Below are 23,476 nucleotides of genomic sequence, written 5' to 3'. Positions count from 1 at the left end.
CCCCCCTTTTTTTTAATGTCGATTATTCAGCCAAAATACGTTCAGCTTCTGCTTTAACACGCTCTGGGGCGGTACCACCGATATGATTACGAGCAGAAACAGAACCTTCTAGCGTTAATACAGCAAATACATCGTCTTCTACCGAACTATTGATGGCTTTTAGTTCTGCTAGACTTAAATCAGCAAGGTCAATGCCTTTTTGCTCACATTGGCGTACAGCGAGAGCCACAGCTTCATGTGCATCACGGAATGGTAGACCTTTTTTCACCAGATAATCGGCTAAGTCTGTTGCTGTGGAGAAGCCTTGGAGTGCTGCAGCACGCATATTATCGGCTTTAACCTTGATACCAGAAACCATATCCACAAAGATAGTTAAGGTATCACGTAAGGTGTCAGCAGAGTCGAATAGCCCCTCTTTATCTTCTTGATTGTCTTTGTTATAGGCCAAAGGTTGACCTTTCATGAGAGTGAGTAAGCCAATTAGATTACCATTGACTCGACCTGTTTTGCCGCGGGCTAGCTCTGGTACATCAGGGTTTTTCTTTTGTGGCATGATAGAGCTTCCTGTGCAGAAGCGGTCTGCTAAGGTGATAAAGCCAACACGAGGACTCATCCACAAAATCAATTCTTCTGATAAACGAGAGATATGTGTCATAACCAAACTAGTGGCTGCACAAAACTCAATCGCAAAATCTCGGTCAGAAACGGCATCTAAAGAGTTACGGCAAACCCCGTCAAAGCCTAGTGTTTTGGCAACACGCTCACGGTCGATAGGATAAGATGTCCCTGCAAGGGCTGCTGCACCGAGTGGTAATTGGTTAACACGTTTACGGCAATCCATTAAACGTTGGTAGTCGCGACCAAACATTTCAGCATAAGCCAATAAATGATGGCCAAAAGTGACGGGTTGCGCTACTTGTAGGTGGGTAAAACCAGGCATAATGGTAGCATGGTGCTCTAGTGCCATTTTGGCTAGTGCTTTACGTAGCTCTACAAGTAAGGCAGCAGAGGTATCAATCTCACTACGTAACCAAAGGCGAATATCTGTTGCGACCTGGTCATTGCGAGAGCGACCGGTGTGTAGACGCTTGCCTGCATCACCAATCAGCTCAACCAAACGTTTTTCAATATTAAGGTGTACATCTTCAAGATCAAGTTGCCATTTAAGCTCACCTCGGCTAATCTCGTCAAGGATTTGTGACATACCTTTTTGAATGTCGGCATAATCTTGTTGTGAAATAACACCGACATGACTAAGCATCTCTGCGTGAGCAAGAGAACCTTGAATATCGAAAGGAGCTAGACGCGTCTCAAAGAAAATTGAAGCTGTATAACGTTTAACGAGTTCAGAAACTGGTTCAGAAAAACGTGCTGACCAAGCTTCGCTTTTTTTGTCGAATTGATTTTGCGTGTTGCTCATGATAAAACCTTTAAAAAGTAGAATGTTAGCAAACCAGTACTGGTTTATGTCGATATGCCTACAGTAGGGGAAGATACGACACAGTTCGTTTGAAAAACCTAATGATTCTTTGACTATTAATGAATGAAAAACAGCTAGTACAGGGAATCTCAATATAAGGGTTAAACGATAACTAGTTCTGCTAAAGCAATGTATAAATTTCGCATCAATTATAACGAATTTTCTGCAAAGAAACCCTTATCTATGTGATAATTTAAGCGTCTTACTTATTTATTTTGAAAAATGGCTTCATCTATTACAATTGGATTAGCACAAATTAACCCGACTGTTGGTGCTTTGTCTTACAACGTAGACTTGATGGTTCAAGCAGCAGAGCAAGCACAGCAACAAGGTGTTGAAATTTTAGTATTCCCTGAGTTGGCATTGACTGGCTATCAGCCAGAGGATTTAATGTATCGCCCTCATTTCTTGCAGCAGCACGATGAGGCATTACATGTATTGTTGGGACGTCTAGCCTTATTGACGGATATGCATATCTTAGTGGGTCATCTTCACCACGAAGATGGCAGGCTTTATAATGCAGCCTCTTTGATTGTTAATGGTCAAATTCTGCAGACCTATCATAAGCAAGCCTTGCCCAATTACGGGGTGTTTGATGAGCATCGTTATTTTTCTCCAGGTAGTACGCCGTCGCTGTTTACTTATAAAAATCATGTTTTTGCTATTGCAATCTGTGAGGATGTCTGGTTGACTGAGGTGGCAATACAGGCAAAGCAGCATGGGGCTCAAAGTTTATTAGTCCTCAATGCTTCCCCTTATACCATGCAGAAAGACGAACAACGTATTGAGGTGCTACGTGCCAATGTAAGCACTTTGCACATGAATACTTTCTACTGCAACATTGTGGGAGGTCAAGATGACCTTGTCTTCGATGGTAATTCGTTTGTGTTAGATTCACTGGGTAACGTAGTCAATGAGTTGACACCTTTTGTCAGTACTTTGGGTGTTTATCGTATGGCGTATTCAGCAATCGAGGCAGTGACAGCCTTGCCTTTAGGAGAGCATCAGCCAGCGCGCATGTCACAGCCTTTGATTAAAGACAATAAAGAATGTATTGAGTCAGAAGTATGGCGAGCGTTGATGTTGGCCACGGGGGATTATTGCCGCAAGAATGGCTTTAAAACAGTGGCATTAGGTCTGTCTGGTGGTATTGACTCGGCTGTAGTATTGGCCATTGCTGTGGATGTATTAGGCAAGGACAATGCTCATGCTGTGATGATGCCGTCTCGTTATACAGCAGATATTTCGGTCAATGATGCTGCTCAGATGGCTAAATTAGTTGGAGTCAAATATGATGAAATTGCTATTGCTCCTATGTTCAGTTCATTTTTAGAAAGTTTGGCTCCATCTTTTAAAGATTTGCCTCCAGATACAACTGAGGAAAATATTCAAGCCCGTATTCGCGGTGTGTTGATGATGGCATTTTCAAATAAATTTGGTTCATTGATTTTAACTACTGGCAATAAGTCTGAGCTGGCCACAGGTTATTGCACACTCTACGGTGATATGGTGGGTGGTTTTGCAGTGATTAAGGATATTCCTAAAACCTTTGTTTATCGTTTAGCGAAATGGCGTAATAGCATAGGATATGTTATTCCTGAGCGCATTATTACTCGACCACCAAGTGCAGAACTGCGTGATAACCAAACAGACCAAGATAGCTTGCCAGAGTACGATGTTCTTGATGCAATCTTGGAACGCATGATGGAGTTTAACCAATCTAGCGAAGAAATTATTGCAGAAGGTTTTGAACGCGAGGCAGTAGAAAAAATTGCTCGTTTGTTGCGTATCAATGAATATAAACGCCGCCAAGGAGCCCCTGGTCCTAAGATTACTCGTCGTGCTTTTGGTCGCGATTGGCGGGCACCAATTACTAATGGATATAGGTATTGATATATCAATGCTCCCCTTAAAGGAGATGGTGGTGGTTTGTTGGAGAAGCATAGTCAGAAAATAAATTATTGCCATCAATCCAGCAATAAGATGTATGGAATATTGACAGAATAAATGTGATTCGTATTAAGTGAGACAAAGAGGTTATTATGAAATTAATTACAGCCATCATTAAACCCTTCAAATTAGATGAAGTGCGTGAGGAATTAAGCGAAATTGGCATTACTGGGTTAACCGTGATTGAGGCAAAAGGCTTTGGTCGCCAAAAAGGTCATACCGAGCTTTACCGAGGAGCAGAGTATGCTGTGGACTTCTTACCCAAAGTAAAAATTGAGATGGTAGTAAAGGACGATATTGTAGAGTCTGCGATTGAAACAATTATCCGCGCTGCACGTACAGGTAAAATCGGCGATGGTAAGATTTTTGTGACCAATGTAGAACAAGTTGTCCGTATTCGTACTGGTGAGCTTAACGAACAAGCCATTTAAGTTCTAATCAAAAAAGGGCAAACTCAAGGTTTTTATTTGTACTATGTCTATAGAAAAAGTTCGAGTTTCTAAATTATTAAGCGAACAGGGTATCTGTTCTCGTCGCGAGGCTGATGCATATATTGAGCGAGGCTGGGTGAGAGTAGATGGAAAGGTCGCAACCTTAGGAACCAAAGCGTTTCCTTATCAAAATATTACGCTAGATAAACAGGCTTTAGCCCATCAGTCTAAACAGGCAACCATTATTTTGAATAAGCCAGTGGGCTATGTGTCTTCTCAACCTGAAAAAGGCTATAAGGCAGCAATTTCTTTAATTACTCCAGAGCGTCAGTTTGATAAGGCACATAACAAATTTGACCCGAATCACTTAAAGGGCTTGGCAACAGCAGGACGTCTGGATATTGAATCTCAAGGTCTACTAGTGCTTACTCAAGATGGTCGTATTGCCAAACAGCTTATCGGTGATGATTCAGAGGTTGAAAAAGAATATATCGTGCGAGTTGAGGGTAAAACTTCTGCTAACGGACTTAAATTATTAAATCATGGTTTGAGTTTAGATGGTCAACCCTTACGAGAGGCAGAGGTTGAGTGGATTAATGATGATCAGCTTCGCTTTATCTTGTGGGAGGGCAAGAAGCGTCAAATCCGTCGAATGTGTGAATTGGTTGGGTTAAAGGTTGTTGGACTTAAGCGTGTACGCATGGGAAATGTGACTTTAGCGGATTTACCGCAAGGACAATGGCGTTATCTTAAACCGTTTGAGCGGTTTTTATAGGAAATATTTGTTAAAATAGGCGATTGTTTCTATTAAAAGACAGTACGCTAGGTACTAAAAAATACAGTTTACTTATTTTTGGGAAAATTAAGGAAAGTTATGCAAATCAAACGATTAAGTCTATTGATGGGGTTGGTTGCTACATTAGCTGGCTGTCAAGCAGTGGATCGAATGATGGGAATTTCTCCTCAGCCTGCTACTCCTGCACAAGGGGTAGTGCCTGCCAATACTCCACTAACACCTATACAATCCCCTCAACTTAAACAAGTTGCGTCATCTTTGGTTATTTATGTTGGAGCAACTACACCTGTCGCTGGCTATACAGCAGTAAGCCAAAAGGGTATGACAGTTTATGTTGATCCTCGTCAAACCTTAGTGTTTAGTGATTTGAGCAATGCATTAGCAGTGGTGGATGAGCAGAACCGTCCTTATTTGAATCTGGTGTTTTCTCCTGCAGGTGCTCAGAAACTACAGTCATTAACAGCAAAGAATATTGGCAAAATTCTGATTATGACGTTGCGCAATGAGCTAATTTCTACTTCCAAGATTGGTGCTGCAAATACACAAGGTATTCTCCAAGTGCCTATGGATAGCGTCAAGAATGCTCAGATAATGGAACGTCGGATTTTAGATGGAGAATAGGGGACCTCTCTTGCTTTCTTGGTAGCTCGTTATGTTGTGGCTGTACTGTAACTAAACAAAGAGCAGCTTTCTGGCAAAGTGGCAAGACGTTGTTGTGAATGTAGCAATGTAGTGTATTAGGTATTCTTAGAAAAAATCTACATTGCTAATTCCACAATGACTGGGGTATGGTCTGAAGGGCGTTCATTAGCACGTGGTGCCTTATCAATCACACTTGCTGTACATTTGTTTGCCAATGCGTCAGAAAGCAGTAGATGGTCAATCCGTAGACCTGCATTGCGTTTAAAGCCAAATTGTCTATAATCCCACCAACTAAAACTTTTTTCTGCCTGCTCAAAAAGTCTAAAGGAGTCTTTCATGCCTAGTGCCAGTAAACCTTGGAATTGCTTGCGTTCAGCTGGGGAGATTAGTACATCACCACTATACTTGGCATGTACATCACGGTCTTCTGGGGCAATATTAAAATCACCTGTTAATACTAAGGCAGGATATTGCTGTAATTGCTCACGAACATACTGATTAAGGGCATCAAACCATGCCATTTTATAGATAAATTTATCACTATCAAGCGAGCTACCATTGGGGCAGTAAACCCCAATCACACGAACTAACTGTTCGCCTGTGCCTACATCCGCTGCAATAAGGCGTTGTTGCTCATCGTCATAAAGTGGGTTATTGATTTGTACATTGGCCAGTGGGGTTCTACTGAGAATCGCCACACCGTTATAGGTCTTTTGCCCAGACCATACTGCATGATAACCAATAGCTTTAAATGCTTCCTCTGGAAATTTATGTGTCTCCATTTTGAGTTCTTGTAGACAGAGAACATCAACTTGGCTTTGATTTAACCAATCAATGACTTGCTCAAGGCGGACAGAGAGGGAATTAACATTCCAGCTGGCAATTTTCATAAGAGGCATTTCAGAAAAGAATCTATAAAGCCGTTATTATAAGGCTTTTTAACATTCAGCTCTAATCTTCACACTTTTCAAACACTATTTGCCCTTATACTATCGCTTTTGAAGAACAAAACTGACTACACTCAAGGAGAAGACGATGACAACAGAAGTTTATGTGGTTTCAGCTATGCGTACGGCAATCGGTTCGTTTGGCGGTTCATTAAAAGATTTTGCTCCTCATCAGATGGCGACTGCTGTAATGAAGGAGGCTATGCAAAAAGCAGGTGTATCGGGCAAAGACATCAATCATGTGGTCATGGGGCAAGTGATTAGTGGGGAGCCGTCAGATATTTACCTCTCACGAGTGGCTTCAGTTAATGCAGGTGTCAGTATTGAGACTCCTGCCTTTAATGTTAATCGCCTTTGTGGGTCTGGTCTTCAGGCTATTGTTAGTGCTTCGCAAGCGATTATGCTAGGTGATGCAGATATTGCCTTGGCAGGTGGGGCAGAGAGTATGAGCCGTGCCCCTTATATTGTACCTGCCATGCGTTTTGGAGCACGTATGGGGGATGCACAAATGCAAGATATGATGCTAAGTGCCCTGCATGATCCATTTCAGCATATCCATATGGGTGTAACGGCAGAAAATGTCGCCTGCCAATTTCATATCTCCCGTGAAGAGCAGGATCAGCTTGCTTATGAGTCCCATGTACGTGCTTTAAACGCCATTGATAAGGGGTATTTCAGAGAGCAAATTGTTCCTATGGTATTAAAGACACGCAAAGGGGAAGTGGTATTTGATACAGATGAACACCCACGCCGTGATATTTCCCTAGCAGGGTTAGCTAAACTGAAACCTGTTTTCCTCAAGGAAAATGGTACGGTCACCTCAGGTAATGCTTCTGGCATTAATGACGGAGCTGGTGCTTTAGTACTTATGAGTGGCAAGGCGGTAAAAGAGCGTGATGTTAAGCCCCTAGCTCGTTTAGTTGCTTATGCTCATGCTGGGGTAGAGCCTAGTATTATGGGTATTGGTCCTGTGCCAGCAACTCGTCTAGCTTTGAAAAAAGCTGGTTTGACGGTACAAGATATGGACGTAATCGAGTCCAATGAGGCATTTGCGGCTCAAGCACTTGCAGTCGCTAAAGAACTCGGCTTTGACCCTGCCAAAGTCAATCCCAATGGTAGTGGGGTGAGTTTAGGTCATCCAGTAGGGGCAACAGGAGCGATTATTACAACTAAAGCACTTTATGAATTACATCGTATTCAAGGCCGCTATGCACTGGTTACAATGTGCATTGGTGGAGGCCAAGGTATTGCAGCAATCTTCGAGAGAGTCTAGAAAGATGCGGAAAACAGCTCCAGATGCAGAACGTGATATGCCCACCCTGTCTGAAATGGATGGGGTGCGTTGTTTGCATTTTGATAGTCCGTGGATACAAGGGGCAATGCAAGTGTCTAATCCATCTAGTTTGGTTTTTCTATACACTCGCCAAATGATGGGGTGGTTATTATTTTTGAGTACCACTTCCGTCAAACGGATTGATATGTTAGGGCTGGGTGCTGGGTCATTGGCACGTTATTGCTTACGTCACACAAAGGCGCATATCCATTGTGTAGAGTGGAATCCTGCAGTGACGGCGTTTTGTCAACAATATTTCAAATTGCCGCGTTCGCATAAACGTCTTGCAATTACACATGCGGATGCGCAGGACTGGGTGGTAGATATGCACAATCATGGTGCGTCTCAGGTGTTGTTGGTGGATTTGTATGACTACACTGCACAAGGGCCTGTAGCTGATTCTCTAGAATTTTATGAAAACTGTTACCGAGTATTGGATAATTGTGGTATCTTGGTAGTAAACTTATTTGGACATCACCCAAGTTATCGTAAAAACTTGCGCCATATTAAGCAGGCTTTTCAACAACGCGTGTTGGCTTTTGATGAAACAGAAGACGGTAACCGTATCGTCCTTGCCTTTAAGGGACCGATATTAGCTGTTGAGCAAGAAGAGCTACTCAAACGGGCAAGAGTAGTTGAAAGGCATAGTGAGCTTGAAGCGGTTAGTATGGCTCAGATGCTTATTCCACAAATGGAGAAAAATGCTCGTAAAGCTAAGGTTTCCCCTAATGTGTTAGTAGTTTAAATTTAGTTAGACTTACAAGGGATTTGAAATAGCCCAAACAGGTATTTTTTAGAGATAGATGTTTGGAGTGTTTTAGGTGACGATTTTTTTATATAGATAGAAAGGAGCAGTTATGTTGCTTAAAAAATTTAAAGTGTCAGCATTGGCGTTAGTTCTAGGAATGAGTGCAGCGAGTGCTGCTCTTGCCCAAGATAAGTTTGTAGCTATCACCGCAATTGTTGAGCATCCTGCGCTTGATGCAGTGCGTGATGGGGTGATTAAACAACTTGCCAATGATGGCTTTGTTGAAGGTAAAAACCTTAAAGTAAAATACCAAAGTGCACAAGGTAATACAGCAACAGCAGCTCAAATTGCACGCCAATTTATTGGTGAAAAGCCTGATGCCATCGTAGCTATTGCGACACCATCAGCACAGGCTGTTGTTGCAGCAACCAAGACTATTCCCGTTGTGTTTGCAGCGATTACTGACCCAGTAGCAGCACAGCTTGTTAAAAGCAAGGAAGCCTCTGGTACTAACGTGACTGGTGTGTCTGATGTATTAGAGCTTGAACCTCAAATTGAATTAATCAAGAAAGTCGTACCTAATGTAAAACGTGTAGGTGTTGTGTATAATCCAGGTGAAGCTAACTCTGCGGTTGTTGTTAAACAACTTAAAGAGATGCTTGCTAAGCAAAACATTACCTTGGTCGAGGCTTCTGCTCCTCGTTCTGTTGATGTGAGCTCTGCTGCACGTAGTTTAATTGGCAAAGTAGATGCTATTTATACCACTACCGACAATAACGTTGTTTCTTCTTATGAAGCACTTGTAAAAGTAGGTAATGAAGCGGATATCCCATTAATTGCTTCAGATACCGATAGTGTTAAACGTGGTGCAATAGCAGCATTGGGTCTTAACTACTTTAACTTGGGTGAGCAATCTGGTGCATTAGTGACTCGTATCCTAAAAGGAGAAAAAGCTGGTGCTATACCATTTGAGACTTCCAAGAACTTATCGTTATTCTTAAACAAAAAGGCAGCTAAAGAGCAAGGCGTGACTTTGAGTGATGATTTGGTTAAAACAGCAGAAAAAGTTTTTGAATAATCATTTTTACAACACGTTGAATCAATAGTATATGTCGTTATTTGCATCATTAGGGGCGTTAGAGCTGGGATTTATTTACAGCTTGGTAGCGTTAGGGGTCTTTATTTCTTTTAAAGTGTTGCGGTTTCCTGACTTAACCGTGGATGGTACATTTGCCACGGGTGGGGCGGTAGCTGCATTGATGATTAGTCAAGGCCTAGACCCATTCTTGGCCTGTCTTGTTGCCATGCTAGTGTGCGGTTTTGCAGGTATGGTGACAGGCTGGCTCAATGTCAAACTTGGTATTATGGATTTATTGGCCTCTATCCTAATGATGACAGCACTCTACTCAATTAACTTACGCATCATGGATGGTCCTAATATTCCATTGATTGTCAGTGATACTGTGTTTAGTCTGACACAACCTGCATCTATGGGTGATTTTGTTTGGCGACCAGTACTTTTGCTAATTGTGGTAGTTGTGGTGAAGTTATTAATGGATTGGTTCTTCTCCACCGAGACTGGTCTAGCAATGCGCTCTACAGGTTCTAACCTACGCATGGCTCGTGCCCAGGGTATTTCTACTGATTATATGGTGATGCTTGGTATGGCATTATCAAATGCACTCGTTGGTTTGGGTGGTGCATTATTTGTTCAATCACAAGGTGGTGCTGATATTTCTATGGGTATTGGTACCATCGTTATTGGTTTGGCTGCTGTGATTGTAGGTCAGAGTATCATTACCGCACGCCGTTTTGTGTATATCACTCTGTCTGTTGTGATTGGTGCGATTCTTTATCGTTTCTTTATCGCCTTGGCACTCAATAGTGATTTTATTGGTTTAAAAGCACAAGACCTCAACTTAGTCACTGCTTTGCTAGTGACAGTTGCCTTAATCTTGCCTAAACTTAAACAAAAGCTCAAGAAATAGGTGCGGTATGTTAAAAGCAGAAAAACTCTTTATCACTTTCAACAAGAAAACTCCTATTGAAACTCGTGCCCTGCAAGGGATTTCTCTGCAAATTCCAGAAGGGCAGTTTGTAACGGTGATTGGCTCTAATGGAGCTGGAAAATCGACTTTTCTTAATGCAATCGCTGGTGAGATTCTCGTCGATGAGGGGCATATTTATGTCGATGATGAGGATGTGACTCGTAAACGCAGTTGGCAGCGTGCCAATAAGGTGGCACGTGTATTCCAAGATCCTATGGCTGGAACTTGTGAGGATTTGACCATCGAAGAGAACATGGCATTGGCGTATCAACGAGGTACGCGTCGAGGTTTGCGTTCTTCCGTAAAAGCAGAAATGCGTGAGCTGTTTCGTGAGCGCTTAAGTATTCTAGGTTTAGGTCTAGAAAACCGTCTGACGGACCGTATTGGTCTATTGTCTGGCGGACAACGACAAGCAGTCAGCCTATTGATGGCAGCATTACAACCATCTAAAATTCTTTTGCTTGATGAGCATACTGCTGCATTAGACCCTCGTACAGCAGACTTTGTATTGCAGTTGACCGCAAAGATTGTGAGTGAGAAGAAGCTCACAACCATGATGGTAACCCATAGTATGAAGCAGGCATTAGAGGTTGGTGAGCGGACTGTGATGTTGCATCAGGGCAATATTGTGCTAGATGTAAGCGGAGATGAGCGCAGAAATATGACTGTGCATGATTTATTGCATATGTTTGAAAAAGTGCGCGGTGAGCAAATTGAGGATGATGCGTTGTTGCTAGGATGATTTCTTGATACAAGATAATTAGCCGTTAATTAGTCTGTTATACATAAGTGGGAATTGTTGGCGGTTCATGTATAATACTAGCTTACTAACAATTATTAGAAGAAATTATGAGTATTACAGAAAACAGAAAAGCCCATCATAACTATTTCATCGAAGACCGGTTTGAGGCGGGACTTGTTCTTGAGGGCTGGGAAGTGAAGTCTATCCGTGCGGGCAAGGTACAACTCGGTGAGAGCTATGTAATTGTGCGTGATGGAGAGCTTTTTGTGCTAAATATGCATGTTAGCCCTTTAGCGACAGCATCTACCCATATTCACCCTAATGCCACTCGTACACGAAAATTGCTTATGCACCGCCAAGAGATTAACCGCCTTATCGGCAAGGTGGAAATCCGTGGTTATACTTTAGTGCCGCTTAATCTTCATTACAAACACGGTAAAATTAAGCTAGAATTTGGCCTTGGCAAGGGCAAGAAACTTCATGATAAGCGCGATACTGCCAAAGAGCGTGATTGGCAGCGAGAAAAAGAGCGTATTATGAAAAACAATAGGCTTTAAATTAAATAAAGTGGGATTGTTGTTGACTAATAAGCAGTATGAGTGAATTTATTCCGCACATTGTTTTGAAAATACCAAGTTTATCCATATAATGCTTTACAATGACAAGCGATTCAACTGGGTGTTCTAGGCATAAATAAATTTATCACCTAGAACTTATTTATTATTATTCAGCTTAGAAAGGATACAATGCAAACGGTTAAACGTTCGGTACTGGTGCCTTATTCAGCAGAACAGATGTTTGATTTGGTTGCCGCTGTGGATAAATACCCGGAGTTTATGCCTTGGTGCGGTGGCGCTCAGATTAAAGAACGCACAGAGCAAGGATTAGTGGGGTCAGTGACTATTAGTTTTGCTAAACTAACTCAGACTTTTACCACGCGCAATACACATCATTATCCCCATAAAATTACTTTACAACTAGTGGATGGTCCTTTTTCTTCTTTGCATGGCACCTGGGAATTTATTAAGCTAGATGAAAAAGCCTGTAAGGTAGTATTCACACTAGACTATGATTTTAGTAATCGTGCTTTGGCATTAGTCATTGGTCCAGTGTTTAATCGTATCGCTAACAGCTTTATTGATTCTTTTACCCAGCGTGCTAAGGCGATTTATCGTTGATATAAGTCTTTGTCGTGAGATGCTTTACCTCTTTAAATGGAAACCTTGTTGCAGGTGCAATTAACCTAAGATGAAAATCTTATAGTTGGAAAATACCCTCCTGATTTGTTTTTGATACTAATGCTATGAATACTACTGCTCAGCCCATTACTGTTCAGCTTTTCTATGCTCACACATCTACACAAATATGGCAAAAGTCGCTATATTTACCAGTGGGTAGTACGGTAAAAATGGCGATTGAACAAAGTGGTATTGCACAAGCATTTCCATCACAGGATTTTAACTCGCTGGGTATAGGTATTTTTGGACAAAAAGCTACCCTTAATACAGTATTGTCTTCTAATGATCGCATTGAGTTGTGTAGGAAACTATCTTTTGACCCCAAGGAGTCTCGTAAGCGTCGTGCCCAGCATCGTCAGGCAGGCATTCTAAAGAAAAAGCACCTTAAACCAGATAGAGCAAAGAAGATTGTTGTTGATGTGCATAACGGATAACCCCTTGGAGCATATGTGACAGAATAGGTACAAAACAGGATAGACAGTAGTGGCAGAAATACGCTATAACAACGTATTTACATTACAACGCTTACAAGGAGACATGATGAGCTCAGTCGTCTTATTCGATACCATTAATACCACGAATGGCTTCACCATTGGCATAGCTACTCTCAATCAACCTCAAGTACTTAATGGTTTTTCTCTGGAGATGGCAACCTTGTTGCAGCAGCAAATGAACCGTTGGGAACAGGACCAATCTGTAGTTGCAGTGGTTTTGCGAGGGGCTGGTGATAAGGCGTTCTGTGCAGGGGGGGATTTGCATGCCTTATATAAATCAATGTTAGAGAATCAGACTAAAGAGCCTTGGGCTAATCGAGCAGCACGAGACTTCTTTGAGCATGAGTATCGTCTGGATTACCACATTCACTCTTATACCAAGCCTGTGATTTGCTATGGTGATGGTATTGTAATGGGTGGAGGTATGGGTCTAATGATGGGGGCTAGTCATCGAGTGGTTACTGAAACTACACGTATGGCTATGCCTGAGATTAGCATTGGCTTATTTCCTGATGTAGGGGGGAGCTGGTTACTTAATCGTCTTCCTGGCAAGACAGGGAAATTCCTTGCTGCGACAGGTGCTCAAGTTGGAGCTAAAGATGCTTTATTTCTTGGAATGGCTGATTACTATATTGACCGTGCTAGTTGGGAGACGGTACTGGTACAGCTTCAACAACAAGCATGGAGTGCCCCATCACAACGTACAGTGAATGATGAATTAATTCATCAGGTTCTTGTAGACCATGTAGGGACTTCATTAACCTCTACTGGTCCGGTAGAGACGCATTATGCACAGATTAATGCTTTGTCAAGACATACCGACAAAGTCAAACAATATGAAGTCTATGCTAAGTTGGCTAATCATGAAGATGAATGGCTAGCACGTGCAGCAAAAACAATGCTAAAAGGAGCTCCTATTTCTTTTGCCCTAGCAATGGACTTATTAGATAAAACCAAGCATCTATCCTTGGCAGATATTTTCCGGTTAGAGTTTAATGCAGCAGTGCATAGTGCATGTCTAGGCCAGTTTCAGGAGGGGATTCGTGCTTTGTTGATAGACAAAGATAAAAATCCCCAATGGAACCCGTCTTCTGTAGCGGATGTGAGCCGTGAACAGTTGGACTACTTCTATGAAGATCCTATGCCAGAAGGTGTTGCCCACCCATTGGCAGATTTGGGCTAATAGCTAGTGTAATTATTGGTGAAGCCCTTTATTGAGTTTATTCTGGTTTTTCTAAAGGATAAGGCACTGGTTGCACCTTGATAGATACATCAGGTACAAGTGCCAGTGCCAACTCTCCCTGCTCAAGGGCGTTGAGTTGAACTTCAAATAGTAGATAAGTCTTACCATCTGCAGAACTCGCGTTGACTACCTGACCGACAGGGGTATCCCCCTGCATAATATCAGAACCTAGGAGTGTGTGAGTATCGACAGGGTTTCCATGCTCAATGATGCCAATGAGGCTACGACGCTTTAATGACCCTAGATAATGGCTACGTGCAATTACTTCTTGACCTGGATAACAACCTTTTTTAAAGTTAATTGCACCAATGGCATCTAAATTAATACTTTGGGCTACAAAGACTTCTTTGGTTTGCTCTCCAATCCAGGGGATTGCTGCCAATATGTCCTGTGTAGCCCAGATAGATGCTGAGCTGGTTTGGTAAGTAGATAAATCAACGACAGTGTCATTTTCTACCGCATCATCTGTACTATCCACTATCGTAATATACAATGCCCGATAAACATCGGGGAGTGTAGGATAGCTAATTAGCACGCTGTTATTGCCTCTAGCATATACTTTAAAACGGTTTATAGCATGGCTGATTTCATCATTGGTAAAAAGATTCAATGCCTTAGTATCCCATAACCCACGAATATGTGCAGAGGCAATACTGATAGTCACTTTAGCACGCAGTACAAACATGCGCAGGCGTTTTTGTAAAAATGTAGCAATATCTTTGCGTACTAGAGCATAGTAGGTGCTATCTACCTGAGTATCTTGCCAGAATAAGAAAGTAGCAAAAACACGTCCTTTGGGGTTAGAGTAACTGGCTAATAAAGCAGTATCTCCCTTAACTAAACGCATATCTTGGCTGAGTTGCCCTTGCAAAAAAGTTAAGGTGTCTTCCCCTTCAAAACACAGTAATGCAAAATCATCCAAATCAGCGTATTGTGCCATTGTAAAATCCTCTGAAATACTTGTACTAGTGTTAGCCATTATGGTACGCCAAAATACGCTCAAATAAAACCAAAACACTGTTAAAATGAGGATTATTCTAGCCCAACAGTTTGATAATTGGATAAACAAGGTTTACTTATTTTTTACAAGTGAGTGGTTTGGCTAGTAGTGATTATTTAGCTAGTAGCGATAAGTAGTGATGATTCATTATATTCTGCATACAGTTGATAAATAAGAGGGATGTCAACATTGAGTTTTCTTAAAAGTAAACGTTTTTGGTCAGTTTTTTTTGTTTTCATCGCCATTATTGGAGGTGCTGTAGGTGCAGCGGTATATAAGTTGCACCACTGGCAAACCACGCCAGTTTCTTTAGTTTCAGACCGTGTGGATATTGATATTCCACGAGGCAGTTCAGTTAAAGCGGTAGCCAATCTATTAGAACAACAACATATTGATGTAGAACCTTTAATTTTTACACTTTATGCCCGCTATACTGGTCAAGCCACCCAAATCAAGGCTGGTGCTTATGAAATTAAACAAGGGCAGACGGCACTAGATATTCTTAATATGATGAGTAACGGTGATTTTAGTCGTCGGTCAGTGCTTTTTGTAGAGGGATGGAGCTATAAGCAAATCCGTCAAGCAATTGCTAAACATCCCGATATAAAGCAGACATTGGGTGATATGAGTGACACTGAACTGATGAGTAAACTGGGTGTTCCAGAGGAACTGAATGAGCATCACTCTTTGGAGGGATTATTATTTCCTGATACTTATGTGTTTGCCCCTGGTGATACTGATTTTGATATTATTCGTCGTGCCTATGAAGAAGGGCATAAACGTCTACTGAACTATTGGGATAAGCGTGCCGAGGGGTTGCCTCTGAAATCTCCTTATGAAGCCCTTATTCTTGCCTCTATTGTCGAAAAAGAAACGGGACATGGGGAGGATAGGGCAAAAATTGCTGGGGTGTTTATTAACCGTTTGCGTGCAAATATGCCTTTGCAGACTGACCCTACCGTAATTTATGGCATGGGAGATAAATATCAGGGCCGTATCCGCAAGGTGGATTTGCAGACAGATACTCCATGGAATACTTATACCCGTAATGGTTTACCTCCTACACCGATTGCCAGTCCTGGGCTATTAGCACTACAAGCAACGTTACATCCTGATGAGCATAAATTTTACTATTTTGTTTCTCGCGGTGATGGGACTAGTGAATTTGCTGAGAACCTGAATCAGCACAATCGCAATGTGCAAAAGTTTATTTTAAAGAAAGGACAGTAAGATTGGGTGGAGAAATTGCGTGAATGGGTCGCCAAAGCAAGGCATTGACGATGTAATCTCAATACGCCAACTTGATACAATGATTTTTTAGCAAGATTCTCCAGTACTTATTAAAGAGCATACAATGAGCAATAATGGTTTATTTATCACCCTAGAAGGTGTTGACGGAGCGGGAAAAAGCTCGCATACAGAATGGTTAGTGGACTATTTTAAGCAACAGGGGCGTGAGGTGGTATTGACCCGTGAACCTGGTGGCACAGACTTGGGGGAAAAACTGCGCGACTTGCTTTTGCATGACTCTATGACACAGACTTCGGAAGTTTTGCTAATGTTTGCTGCTCGCCAAGAAAGTCTTTCTCAAGTTGTAAAACCTGCACTGGCAGAGGGCAAAGTGGTTATTAGTGATCGTTTTACTGATTCGACACTTGCTTACCAAGGGGGCGGGCGAGGTTATCCTATCGAACGTATTTTGCAGTTGGCTCAATGGATTCATGGGGATATACAACCAGACTTAACGCTGTTATTCGATGTGCCTCTTGAAGTGGCTCGCGAGCGTTTGTCTGCAACTCGGGTGATGGATCGTTTTGAAAAAGAGGAAGCGTCCTTTTTTATACGTGTACGAGAGACTTACTTAGCACAGGCCAAGCAGCACCCAGAACGGGTGGTGGTAGTAGATTCAACTCAGACAATACCTGATATTCGTACCTTTTTGCAGCAAGTGGTTAATCAAAAGCTATTTTGCTTGAGATAGCGTTATTGCTAGTGTTGCTGATGCAGGCTTGGCTATTAAACAGGGTTTGGTGGTATACTTTTTCAAAAAATCTATTGAGTATCTTGAATGAATTCTTCTAGTATTACCCGACCCACTACTTTTTTTCCTTGGCAGAAGGATATTGCCCAACAGTGGCTCTCCCACCGCGAGCGTTTTGCCCATGCATGGTTGATTCATGGACAAGAGGGGATAGGTAAGCTGAATTTTTGTATTGCTGCAGCTAAAGCCTTGCTCTGCGAGAATCCTCAACATGGGCTAGCTTGTGGACATTGTCAGTCTTGTCATTGGATGGATTTAGGCAATCATCTTGATTATCGTCTTGTGCTACCCGATGCACTACGAGAAACATTGGGGTTAACAGATGAGGATAGCTCTTTAGCAGAAAGTGATGAGGATACGAAATTATCCAATGAAATTCGCATTGAGCAAGTACGTCAGCTAGAAGAGTTTATGACAGTCAGTACCTTGCGGGGAGGCTATAGGCTGATTGTCATGGGGCCGGCAGAAAGTTTTAACACAGCATCTTCAAATGCCTTACTTAAAATTCTTGAAGAGCCTGCAAAAGACACTGTTTTCTTGATTTTTACTCATGCACAGCAGAAAGTTTTACCTACTATTTTGTCGCGGTGTCGCCGTTTGCCTTTACCTATCCCTGATACAGAGCAAAGTCTTGCTTGGCTACGAGAAAAAGGGGTAGAGCATGCAGATATTTGGCTGGCTGCTAGTTCTGGGGCTCCACTTAAGGCATTGGAACAAAGTGAGTCTCCTGTAGAGCCTTTGAGTTATTGGTTAGGGGATTTTGTACAGGCTTTAGCACAAGCACAACTGCCCGATATGGATGATTTTGTTGGACGTTTGGAAAAGTTGCCCAAGGGCGATTGGTTGCGTAGTTTGCAATGCTTTATTGTGGACTTAAATTTGTGTCAACATGGTTTAGCACCAAGGTTTTTCCCTACTTTAGCGGACTCCTACAAGGCAATAGCAGCACGATCATCCCAAGTCAAAGTGAGCCAACTAAATTCGTATTTGTTAGATCAGCAAAAACTAGCTAATCATCCTCTGAATGCAAAGTTATTTATCCATGCAACATTACAGAGAGTGAGTCTAAATTGTGTGAGGGGGGCATAGCTAGTGGGGGACTGATTGCTATGTCTAGTAGTCTTCTAGACTGAATTCTCATTGTTTTTCGCTGGCTTCTATTTGCAGAAAACCCACCTTTACTGCATCAAAAGAGAGATTTTAAAATGTTTATTGATTCCCACTGTCATTTAGATTTTCCTGAGCTAAAAGAAGACCTTCCCAACATTCTTGCCAATATGCAACAAAACCAAGTTCGTCATGCTTTATGTGTGAGTGTGAATATGCCAGACTGGCCAGGAATCATGGAAATAGTGGCAACCTACCCACAACTGAGTGCTTCGGTAGGAGTTCATCCAGACTATGAAGATACACCAGAGCCTAGTGTAGAAGAGCTTGTGAGACTTACCCAGCACCCTAAAGTCGTAGCAATAGGTGAGACAGGGTTAGATTATTATCGCTTGGTTGAACCATTGGAGTGGCAAAGAGAGCGTTTCCGTACTCATATCCGTGCAGCTATTCAGGCACAACTCCCTTTGATTATTCATACTCGTAATGCGAGTGAAGATACTATTCGTGTAATGCGAGAGGAGAGGGCAGAGCGTTGTGGAGGTGTCATGCACTGTTTTACAGAAACCAAGGAAGTTGCTCAGCAAGCATTGGATTTAGGGTTTTATATTTCTATGTCAGGTATTGTAACCTTTAAAAATGCCCAACAAGTACAAGAAGTAGCAACATATGTACCGCTAGATCGTTTGTTGATTGAAACTGATTCTCCTTATCTTGCACCAGTTCCTTATCGTGGCAAGCGCAATGATCCATCTAAGGTTATGCATGTCGCAGAAAAAATTGCTGAATTACGTGGTTTAACACTTGCAGAGGTAGGAAAGGCAACTAGCGATAATTTTTATCGTTTGTTTAGTAAAGTAAGTCAAGGGTAATAGGTTATGGAGGAGAGGGGAAACACGGTATAATACCCCAAAACCTTTAAGGAGTAGAGATGAGAAAACACTTATTAGTGGCTTTAATCGCCTTATACACTCAAACTGCTATGGCAGGGGACTGGTGGAACGATGTCAAAAACGACCGTGTTGACTCGGTTGCACAGGATATAGCAGAGGGGCAAGACCCCAATGAAATTGGCTCTCAAGGCCATCCTGCTATCATATATGCTATTCGTCAAAACTCTCCCCGTGTATATATGGCATTAGCCCAAAATCCTCAAGTAGATGTCAATTTGGCAAATCGCTATGATGAAACTCCGCTGATGTATGCTGCGATTATCGGTAATGTCGACTTGGCCAAAGCCCTTATTGCTCGTGGAGCCAAGGTCAATCGTCTTGGTTGGTCGCCTTTGCATTATGCAGCATCTAAAGGGCAAACCCAGATGGTAGAGTATCTGCTTAGCCAAGGTGCCTCACCTAATGCTCCTTCCGACGATGGCAACTCTTCGCTGATTGTTGCTGTGACATCCGGTAATCTTGATACTGTTAAGACTCTGTTAGCTGCCGGTGCCGACCCCAAAGCCATTAATCAGAAAAATAAGAATGCTATTGATGTTGCCCGTGAAATGAAACGGGATGATATGCTAGAAGTGTTGGAAAAGAAGAACTAAATAACAACAAATTATCAGGCTAGCTAAATAAATACCATAAGGTTATTACTAATATTTAGCTAGCCTTTTTATATTTTTCTCATCAATAACAATCGCTTATAGATTTTTTTCATTAATATAACAGCAAATCATAACAAGATAATTTTTTAATATTTTTAGTAAATATTGCATTTATCGTATAACAATAAAGACGATTTATAAAGGAAAGATAATATGCAATATTTACCAATTTTTGTTGATTTACAACAAAAAACTGTGCTTGTTGTTGGGGGTGGGCATATTGCTCAACGCAAAATCGCTTTACTACGTGAAGCAGGAGCACAGGTACGTGTAGTTGCACAAGAATTAATTAGCGAACTGGCTCAATTATGGCAAGCAGGAGAGATTACATGGCTTGCTCGGCAATTCACTCCTAACCATCTCGAAGATGTGGCTTTGGTCGTTACAGCAACTGATGATAGTGCATTAAATCAGCAAGTTTTTGAGCAGGCAAAGAGCAAAAACTTATGGGTCAATACTGTCGATAACCAAACCCAATGCTCTTTTATCTTTCCTTCTATCATTGACCGCAGCCCTGTGCAAATTGCCATTTCTAGTGCAGGCAAAGCCCCAGTATTGGCACGTCTGTTAAGAGAAAAATTAGAGGCGATTTTGCCTCAGCATCTTGCTACTATGGCACAGCTTGCAGGTCGTTGGCGTAGTCAGGTAAAGGGGCATTTATCCAATATTCGTCAAAGACGTTACTTCTGGGAAAGTCTATTCGAAAATACGACATTTCAACGTTTAAGTGAGCAGCGACATATCCAGCAAGCAGAAGTGTTTTTGGAAAAAGAGCTAAAGAAAGCTGCTCAACATTTTGTAGCCAATACCAAGGATATTTCTCAGAATGCTCCAAGCACATTGCGAGCCATGGGGGAGGTGGTTCTTGTTGGCGCTGGTCCTGGTGATGCTGGTTTATTGACTCTTAAAGGTCTACAGGCGATTCAACGTGCTGATGTCATTCTTTATGATGCCCTAGTGTCAGAGGAAATTTTGGCGTTGACTCGCCGTGATGCAGATAAAGTACTTGTTGGCAAGCGAGCACAACAAACAAGTATTAGTCAACAGCAAATCAACCAATTATTAATCCAACATGCTTTGCAAGGCAAGCGTGTAGTGCGTTTAAAAGGTGGGGATCCCTTTGTATTTGGACGTGGTGGAGAAGAATTGCAGGCTTTGAAAGCAGAAGGAATTCCTTTTAGTGTGGTGCCAGGGATTACCGCAGCAGTGGGTGTGACAGCATATGCAGGGATTCCATTGACACACCGTGATTATGCTCAAAGTGTAACGTTTATTACAGGTCATCTACAGGCTAAAGGTCAACCTCTAGATTGGGCAGCATTAGCTAACTCTCATCATACTTTAGTTGTTTATATGGGTGTTTTAAAGTCAGAGGAAATCCAACAGCAATTACTACGTGGTGGACGTGATGCTCATACCCCTGTAGCTGTTATTAGTCGAGGCACATCAGAGAATCAACAAATCCATATCGGCACCCTGCAAAACCTTACTCAATTAGCAGAGCTAGCGGAAAAGCCTGCCTTGTTGGTCATTGGTGATGTGGTTGCTTTGCAGCAAAATTTACATTGGTTTGGTGAAGAGGCTATCCATGTAGAAACGTCTTTGCTTTTAGAAAAAACTGTTGATGTTTTGGTCGATGAGGAAATGTCCTGTAGGAAAGCGGCTTAGCAGATAACTCATTGATGATTAGGAAAAGTTGATGCTGTTGGGTGACAGCATAAGGCTAGTTTAGAGAAAAGGAAAAAAATGACCATTATCAGACCCGTTTTTTGGACCATCCCTGCTATTAGTCGGGTGGACGTACAAACACTGAAGGCAAAAGTAACTCAGCTAGATGAGCGTTTGCAAGCCATTACCTCCAAACATCAGCAAGTACGTTTAGCCCATAGCTTGGCTGTAGAAGATATGGTGATTATGGATAGAGTTGTGCATACGCAATCTCCTATTTCTATTTTTACATTGGATACCAGTTTATTGAACCCGGAAACCTATGCTTTTTTAGAGAGGCTTGCACAATTTTATCCAGATACTCCCATTGAGCATTGTTATGCAGATACACAGAAAGTGGAGGATTATGTGCAACAGTACGGTAAGACAGCCTTTTACGAAAGTGTGGACTTACGCAAACAATGTTGTCATATTCGGAAAGTTGAGCCACTGAACAAAGCCTTAGCACAAGCAGATGCATGGTTGACAGGGCAACGACAATCACAATCCGTGACACGCCAAGCATTGCCTTTTGAAGAGTGGGATAAACAGCGCAATATTGCGAAATTTAATCCAATTTTTGATTGGTCAGAAGAGGAAGTGTGGGCATATATTCAACACCATCAACTGCCATTTAATCAGCTTTATCGCCAAGGTTACCCTAGCATTGGCTGTGAGCCCTGTACCCGCCCTGTCAAACAAGGTGAAAACATACGTGCTGGGCGCTGGTGGTGGGAGTCTCAGGATAGTAAAGAATGTGGATTACATCAGACCAATTTGCAGGCAACAGCATAGCGAAAAACTGGCTAAGACATGATGTGGTGAACACAAGTCCTAGGTGGGCTAGCAGAAGGATGAAAGCAATGCTTAGCAGTAGACCTCAGAACACCTTGCGATAAATCAATATACAGCGAAAAGATCAACAGAATATAGGAAAAAACATGCAACAAAATACCCTACAAAATCAACACTTAGACTGGCTAGAAGCAGAGTCCATTTATATTATTCGTGAAGTGGTAGCAGAATGCCATAATCCTGCCTTGCTGTTTTCAGGAGGCAAGGATTCTGTGGTGCTACTCGCTTTAGCACGTAAGGCCTTTCACATTGCCGGTCGCCAGTCGCCATTGCCTTTTCCCCTTGTGCATATTGACACAGGACACAACTATCCTGAGGTCATTGCCTTTCGTGATGAACAAGTGGCAAAACTAGGTGCACAGCTTGTGGTGGGGTCTGTTGAGTCTTCAATTTCACGAGGTTCTGTGGTATTGCGAAAGGAAACGGATTCTCGTAATGCGGCACAAGCAGTGACTTTGTTAGAAACGATTGAAGAAAATGGATTTGATGCCTTGATGGGTGGGGCACGTCGTGATGAAGAAAAAGCACGAGCCAAGGAGCGTATTTTCTCATTTCGCGATGAGTTTGGACAGTGGGATCCGAAAAATCAACGCCCTGAATTATGGTCGCTTTATAACGCTAAACTGCATCAAGGTGAGAATATTCGTGTTTTTCCCATTTCCAACTGGACAGAATTAGATGTTTGGCAGTATATCGCACGTGAAAATCTAGAACTGCCAAGTATTTACTATGCCCATCAGCGTGAGGTAGTGCGTCGTAAAGGATTGCTTGTGCCTGTTACTCCATTGACACCTAAAAAAGCCTTTGAACAAAGTGAAATTGTCTCTGTCCGTTTTCGCACTGTTGGGGACATTAGTTGTACTTGTCCTGTTGCAAGTACGGCATCAACACCGTTTGACATTATTGAAGAAACGGCAGTGACTGATATTTCTGAGCGTAGTGCGACACGTTTGGATGATCAGGTCAGCGAAGCAGCGATGGAACAACGTAAGAAACAAGGGTATTTCTAACTCAAAATGACAATGTATTAGCACCATGAAGTAGGGCAACATGGTGATAGGAATAAGG

The 23,476-nt window shown here is 42.1% G+C and carries 24 protein-coding genes; 21 read left to right on the top strand and 3 right to left on the bottom strand.

Features of this window, described 5'->3' with window-relative positions:
• Window positions 1–22: 22 nt before the first annotated feature.
• Window positions 23–1,420, bottom strand: coding sequence for an argininosuccinate lyase (gene argH, locus HKX40_RS02220; protein ID WP_171587944.1), 1,398 nt, complete (start codon window positions 1,418–1,420; stop codon window positions 23–25).
• Between the two features lie 282 nt (window positions 1,421–1,702).
• On the opposite strand from argH, the gene HKX40_RS02215 reads away from it, so the two are divergent.
• The 4 genes from HKX40_RS02215 (at window position 1,703) to HKX40_RS02200 (ending at window position 5,278) form a co-directional block, all read left to right on the top strand.
• The gene (locus HKX40_RS02215) at window positions 1,703–3,373 is read left to right on the top strand and encodes an NAD+ synthase (protein WP_171587943.1); all 1,671 of its coding nucleotides are present in this window, start codon (window positions 1,703–1,705) and stop codon (window positions 3,371–3,373) included.
• A gap of 149 nt (window positions 3,374–3,522) precedes the next feature.
• Window positions 3,523–3,861, top strand: coding sequence for a P-II family nitrogen regulator (locus tag HKX40_RS02210; RefSeq protein ID WP_171587942.1), 339 nt, complete (start codon window positions 3,523–3,525; stop codon window positions 3,859–3,861).
• Between the two features lie 49 nt (window positions 3,862–3,910).
• Window positions 3,911–4,636: a pseudouridine synthase gene (locus HKX40_RS02205; RefSeq protein ID WP_171588070.1), complete on the top strand. Its 726-nt coding sequence runs from the start codon at window positions 3,911–3,913 to the stop codon at window positions 4,634–4,636.
• A gap of 99 nt (window positions 4,637–4,735) precedes the next feature.
• Window positions 4,736–5,278 carry a SecDF P1 head subdomain-containing protein gene (locus HKX40_RS02200; RefSeq protein ID WP_171587941.1) on the top strand — a complete coding sequence of 181 codons (543 nt, stop codon included), beginning with the start codon at window positions 4,736–4,738 and terminating at the stop codon, window positions 5,276–5,278.
• A 137-nt stretch (window positions 5,279–5,415) separates the two neighbouring features.
• Here the strand turns inward: HKX40_RS02200 and xth are convergent, their stop codons facing one another.
• Complete coding sequence (gene xth / locus HKX40_RS02195; protein WP_171587940.1) at window positions 5,416–6,189, bottom strand: exodeoxyribonuclease III; 774 nt, start codon at window positions 6,187–6,189, stop codon at window positions 5,416–5,418.
• 145 nt (window positions 6,190–6,334) lie between these two features.
• Between xth and HKX40_RS02190 the strand changes: the two genes are divergently transcribed.
• The 9 genes from HKX40_RS02190 to HKX40_RS02150 all read left to right on the top strand — a co-directional run bounded on the left by HKX40_RS02190 (window position 6,335) and on the right by HKX40_RS02150 (window position 14,032).
• Complete coding sequence (locus HKX40_RS02190) at window positions 6,335–7,519, top strand: acetyl-CoA C-acyltransferase family protein (protein ID WP_171587939.1); 1,185 nt, start codon at window positions 6,335–6,337, stop codon at window positions 7,517–7,519.
• Entirely contained in the window at window positions 7,455–8,324 is an 870-nt protein-coding gene (locus tag HKX40_RS02185) for a spermine/spermidine synthase domain-containing protein (RefSeq protein ID WP_216605137.1), read from the top strand. Before HKX40_RS02190 ends, HKX40_RS02185 begins: the two co-directional genes overlap by 65 nt.
• A 112-nt stretch (window positions 8,325–8,436) precedes the next feature.
• Window positions 8,437–9,405: an ABC transporter substrate-binding protein gene (locus HKX40_RS02180; protein ID WP_171587938.1), complete on the top strand. Its 969-nt coding sequence runs from the start codon at window positions 8,437–8,439 to the stop codon at window positions 9,403–9,405.
• Window positions 9,406–9,436: 31 nt separating this feature from the next.
• Window positions 9,437–10,315: an ABC transporter permease gene (locus HKX40_RS02175; RefSeq protein ID WP_171587937.1), complete on the top strand. Its 879-nt coding sequence runs from the start codon at window positions 9,437–9,439 to the stop codon at window positions 10,313–10,315.
• 7 nt (window positions 10,316–10,322) lie between these two features.
• Window positions 10,323–11,117 carry an ABC transporter ATP-binding protein gene (locus HKX40_RS02170; RefSeq protein WP_171587936.1) on the top strand — a complete coding sequence of 265 codons (795 nt, stop codon included), beginning with the start codon at window positions 10,323–10,325 and terminating at the stop codon, window positions 11,115–11,117.
• Between the two features lie 107 nt (window positions 11,118–11,224).
• Window positions 11,225–11,674 (top strand): SsrA-binding protein SmpB, encoded by a 450-nt coding sequence (gene smpB / locus HKX40_RS02165; RefSeq protein ID WP_171587935.1) that lies wholly within the window; start codon window positions 11,225–11,227, stop codon window positions 11,672–11,674.
• 189 nt (window positions 11,675–11,863) lie between these two features.
• Window positions 11,864–12,295: a type II toxin-antitoxin system RatA family toxin gene (locus HKX40_RS02160; RefSeq protein WP_171587934.1), complete on the top strand. Its 432-nt coding sequence runs from the start codon at window positions 11,864–11,866 to the stop codon at window positions 12,293–12,295.
• Window positions 12,296–12,420: 125 nt separating this feature from the next.
• Window positions 12,421–12,789, top strand: a complete 369-nt coding sequence (locus HKX40_RS02155; protein WP_171587933.1) for an RnfH family protein — start codon at window positions 12,421–12,423, stop codon at window positions 12,787–12,789.
• 106 nt (window positions 12,790–12,895) lie between these two features.
• A complete protein-coding gene (locus tag HKX40_RS02150; RefSeq protein WP_171588069.1) occupies window positions 12,896–14,032 on the top strand; it encodes an enoyl-CoA hydratase/isomerase family protein in 1,137 nt (378 codons plus the stop codon).
• A gap of 37 nt (window positions 14,033–14,069) precedes the next feature.
• Here the strand turns inward: HKX40_RS02150 and ygfZ are convergent, their stop codons facing one another.
• Window positions 14,070–15,071: a CAF17-like 4Fe-4S cluster assembly/insertion protein YgfZ gene (gene ygfZ, locus HKX40_RS02145; RefSeq protein WP_171587932.1), complete on the bottom strand. Its 1,002-nt coding sequence runs from the start codon at window positions 15,069–15,071 to the stop codon at window positions 14,070–14,072.
• A 201-nt stretch (window positions 15,072–15,272) separates the two neighbouring features.
• Here ygfZ and mltG point away from each other — a divergent pair, with 201 nt between their 5' ends.
• From mltG to cysD, 8 genes are all read left to right on the top strand, one after another.
• Window positions 15,273–16,322: an endolytic transglycosylase MltG gene (mltG, locus tag HKX40_RS02140; protein ID WP_171587931.1), complete on the top strand. Its 1,050-nt coding sequence runs from the start codon at window positions 15,273–15,275 to the stop codon at window positions 16,320–16,322.
• A 124-nt stretch (window positions 16,323–16,446) separates the two neighbouring features.
• Window positions 16,447–17,073: a dTMP kinase gene (gene tmk, locus HKX40_RS02135; protein ID WP_171587930.1), complete on the top strand. Its 627-nt coding sequence runs from the start codon at window positions 16,447–16,449 to the stop codon at window positions 17,071–17,073.
• An 87-nt stretch (window positions 17,074–17,160) separates the two neighbouring features.
• Complete coding sequence (holB, locus tag HKX40_RS02130; RefSeq protein ID WP_171587929.1) at window positions 17,161–18,222, top strand: DNA polymerase III subunit delta'; 1,062 nt, start codon at window positions 17,161–17,163, stop codon at window positions 18,220–18,222.
• Window positions 18,223–18,338: 116 nt separating this feature from the next.
• Window positions 18,339–19,112 carry a TatD family hydrolase gene (locus HKX40_RS02125; protein ID WP_171587928.1) on the top strand — a complete coding sequence of 258 codons (774 nt, stop codon included), beginning with the start codon at window positions 18,339–18,341 and terminating at the stop codon, window positions 19,110–19,112.
• Window positions 19,113–19,171: 59 nt separating this feature from the next.
• The gene (locus HKX40_RS02120) at window positions 19,172–19,786 is read left to right on the top strand and encodes an ankyrin repeat domain-containing protein (RefSeq protein ID WP_171587927.1); all 615 of its coding nucleotides are present in this window, start codon (window positions 19,172–19,174) and stop codon (window positions 19,784–19,786) included.
• A 213-nt stretch (window positions 19,787–19,999) separates the two neighbouring features.
• Window positions 20,000–21,514, top strand: a complete 1,515-nt coding sequence (gene cysG / locus HKX40_RS02115; protein WP_171587926.1) for a siroheme synthase CysG — start codon at window positions 20,000–20,002, stop codon at window positions 21,512–21,514.
• Between the two features lie 78 nt (window positions 21,515–21,592).
• The gene (locus tag HKX40_RS02110) at window positions 21,593–22,348 is read left to right on the top strand and encodes a phosphoadenylyl-sulfate reductase (RefSeq protein WP_171587925.1); all 756 of its coding nucleotides are present in this window, start codon (window positions 21,593–21,595) and stop codon (window positions 22,346–22,348) included.
• Window positions 22,349–22,482: 134 nt separating this feature from the next.
• A complete protein-coding gene (cysD, locus tag HKX40_RS02105; RefSeq protein WP_343042941.1) occupies window positions 22,483–23,418 on the top strand; it encodes a sulfate adenylyltransferase subunit CysD in 936 nt (311 codons plus the stop codon).
• The last annotated feature ends 58 nt before the right edge of the window (window positions 23,419–23,476 follow it).

Origin of the sequence: Pelistega europaea (assembly GCF_013133775.1) — a bacterium.
In the GTDB taxonomy this organism is placed as follows: domain Bacteria; phylum Pseudomonadota; class Gammaproteobacteria; order Burkholderiales; family Burkholderiaceae_B; genus Taylorella; species Taylorella europaea.
Note: the sequence above shows the minus strand (reverse complement) of the source record. Positions and strands in the feature narration are given on the sequence as shown.

Excerpts from the sequence above, each read along its gene's own strand:
- argH (WP_171587944.1), bottom strand. The coding sequence starts at position 1,420 with ATGAGCAACACGCAAAATCAATTCGACAAAAAAAGCGAAGCTTGGTCA.
- HKX40_RS02215 (WP_171587943.1), top strand. The coding sequence starts at position 1,703 with ATGGCTTCATCTATTACAATTGGATTAGCACAAATTAACCCGACTGTT.
- HKX40_RS02210 (WP_171587942.1), top strand. The coding sequence starts at position 3,523 with ATGAAATTAATTACAGCCATCATTAAACCCTTCAAATTAGATGAAGTG.
- HKX40_RS02200 (WP_171587941.1), top strand. The coding sequence starts at position 4,736 with ATGCAAATCAAACGATTAAGTCTATTGATGGGGTTGGTTGCTACATTA.
- xth (WP_171587940.1), bottom strand. The coding sequence starts at position 6,189 with ATGAAAATTGCCAGCTGGAATGTTAATTCCCTCTCTGTCCGCCTTGAG.
- HKX40_RS02190 (WP_171587939.1), top strand. The coding sequence starts at position 6,335 with ATGACAACAGAAGTTTATGTGGTTTCAGCTATGCGTACGGCAATCGGT.
- HKX40_RS02185 (WP_216605137.1), top strand. The coding sequence starts at position 7,455 with ATGCACTGGTTACAATGTGCATTGGTGGAGGCCAAGGTATTGCAGCAA.
- HKX40_RS02180 (WP_171587938.1), top strand. The coding sequence starts at position 8,437 with ATGTTGCTTAAAAAATTTAAAGTGTCAGCATTGGCGTTAGTTCTAGGA.
- HKX40_RS02175 (WP_171587937.1), top strand. The coding sequence starts at position 9,437 with ATGTCGTTATTTGCATCATTAGGGGCGTTAGAGCTGGGATTTATTTAC.
- HKX40_RS02170 (WP_171587936.1), top strand. The coding sequence starts at position 10,323 with ATGTTAAAAGCAGAAAAACTCTTTATCACTTTCAACAAGAAAACTCCT.
- smpB (WP_171587935.1), top strand. The coding sequence starts at position 11,225 with ATGAGTATTACAGAAAACAGAAAAGCCCATCATAACTATTTCATCGAA.
- HKX40_RS02160 (WP_171587934.1), top strand. The coding sequence starts at position 11,864 with ATGCAAACGGTTAAACGTTCGGTACTGGTGCCTTATTCAGCAGAACAG.
- HKX40_RS02155 (WP_171587933.1), top strand. The coding sequence starts at position 12,421 with ATGAATACTACTGCTCAGCCCATTACTGTTCAGCTTTTCTATGCTCAC.
- HKX40_RS02150 (WP_171588069.1), top strand. The coding sequence starts at position 12,896 with ATGAGCTCAGTCGTCTTATTCGATACCATTAATACCACGAATGGCTTC.
- ygfZ (WP_171587932.1), bottom strand. The coding sequence starts at position 15,071 with ATGGCTAACACTAGTACAAGTATTTCAGAGGATTTTACAATGGCACAA.
- mltG (WP_171587931.1), top strand. The coding sequence starts at position 15,273 with ATGTCAACATTGAGTTTTCTTAAAAGTAAACGTTTTTGGTCAGTTTTT.
- tmk (WP_171587930.1), top strand. The coding sequence starts at position 16,447 with ATGAGCAATAATGGTTTATTTATCACCCTAGAAGGTGTTGACGGAGCG.
- holB (WP_171587929.1), top strand. The coding sequence starts at position 17,161 with ATGAATTCTTCTAGTATTACCCGACCCACTACTTTTTTTCCTTGGCAG.
- HKX40_RS02125 (WP_171587928.1), top strand. The coding sequence starts at position 18,339 with ATGTTTATTGATTCCCACTGTCATTTAGATTTTCCTGAGCTAAAAGAA.
- HKX40_RS02120 (WP_171587927.1), top strand. The coding sequence starts at position 19,172 with ATGAGAAAACACTTATTAGTGGCTTTAATCGCCTTATACACTCAAACT.
- cysG (WP_171587926.1), top strand. The coding sequence starts at position 20,000 with ATGCAATATTTACCAATTTTTGTTGATTTACAACAAAAAACTGTGCTT.
- HKX40_RS02110 (WP_171587925.1), top strand. The coding sequence starts at position 21,593 with ATGACCATTATCAGACCCGTTTTTTGGACCATCCCTGCTATTAGTCGG.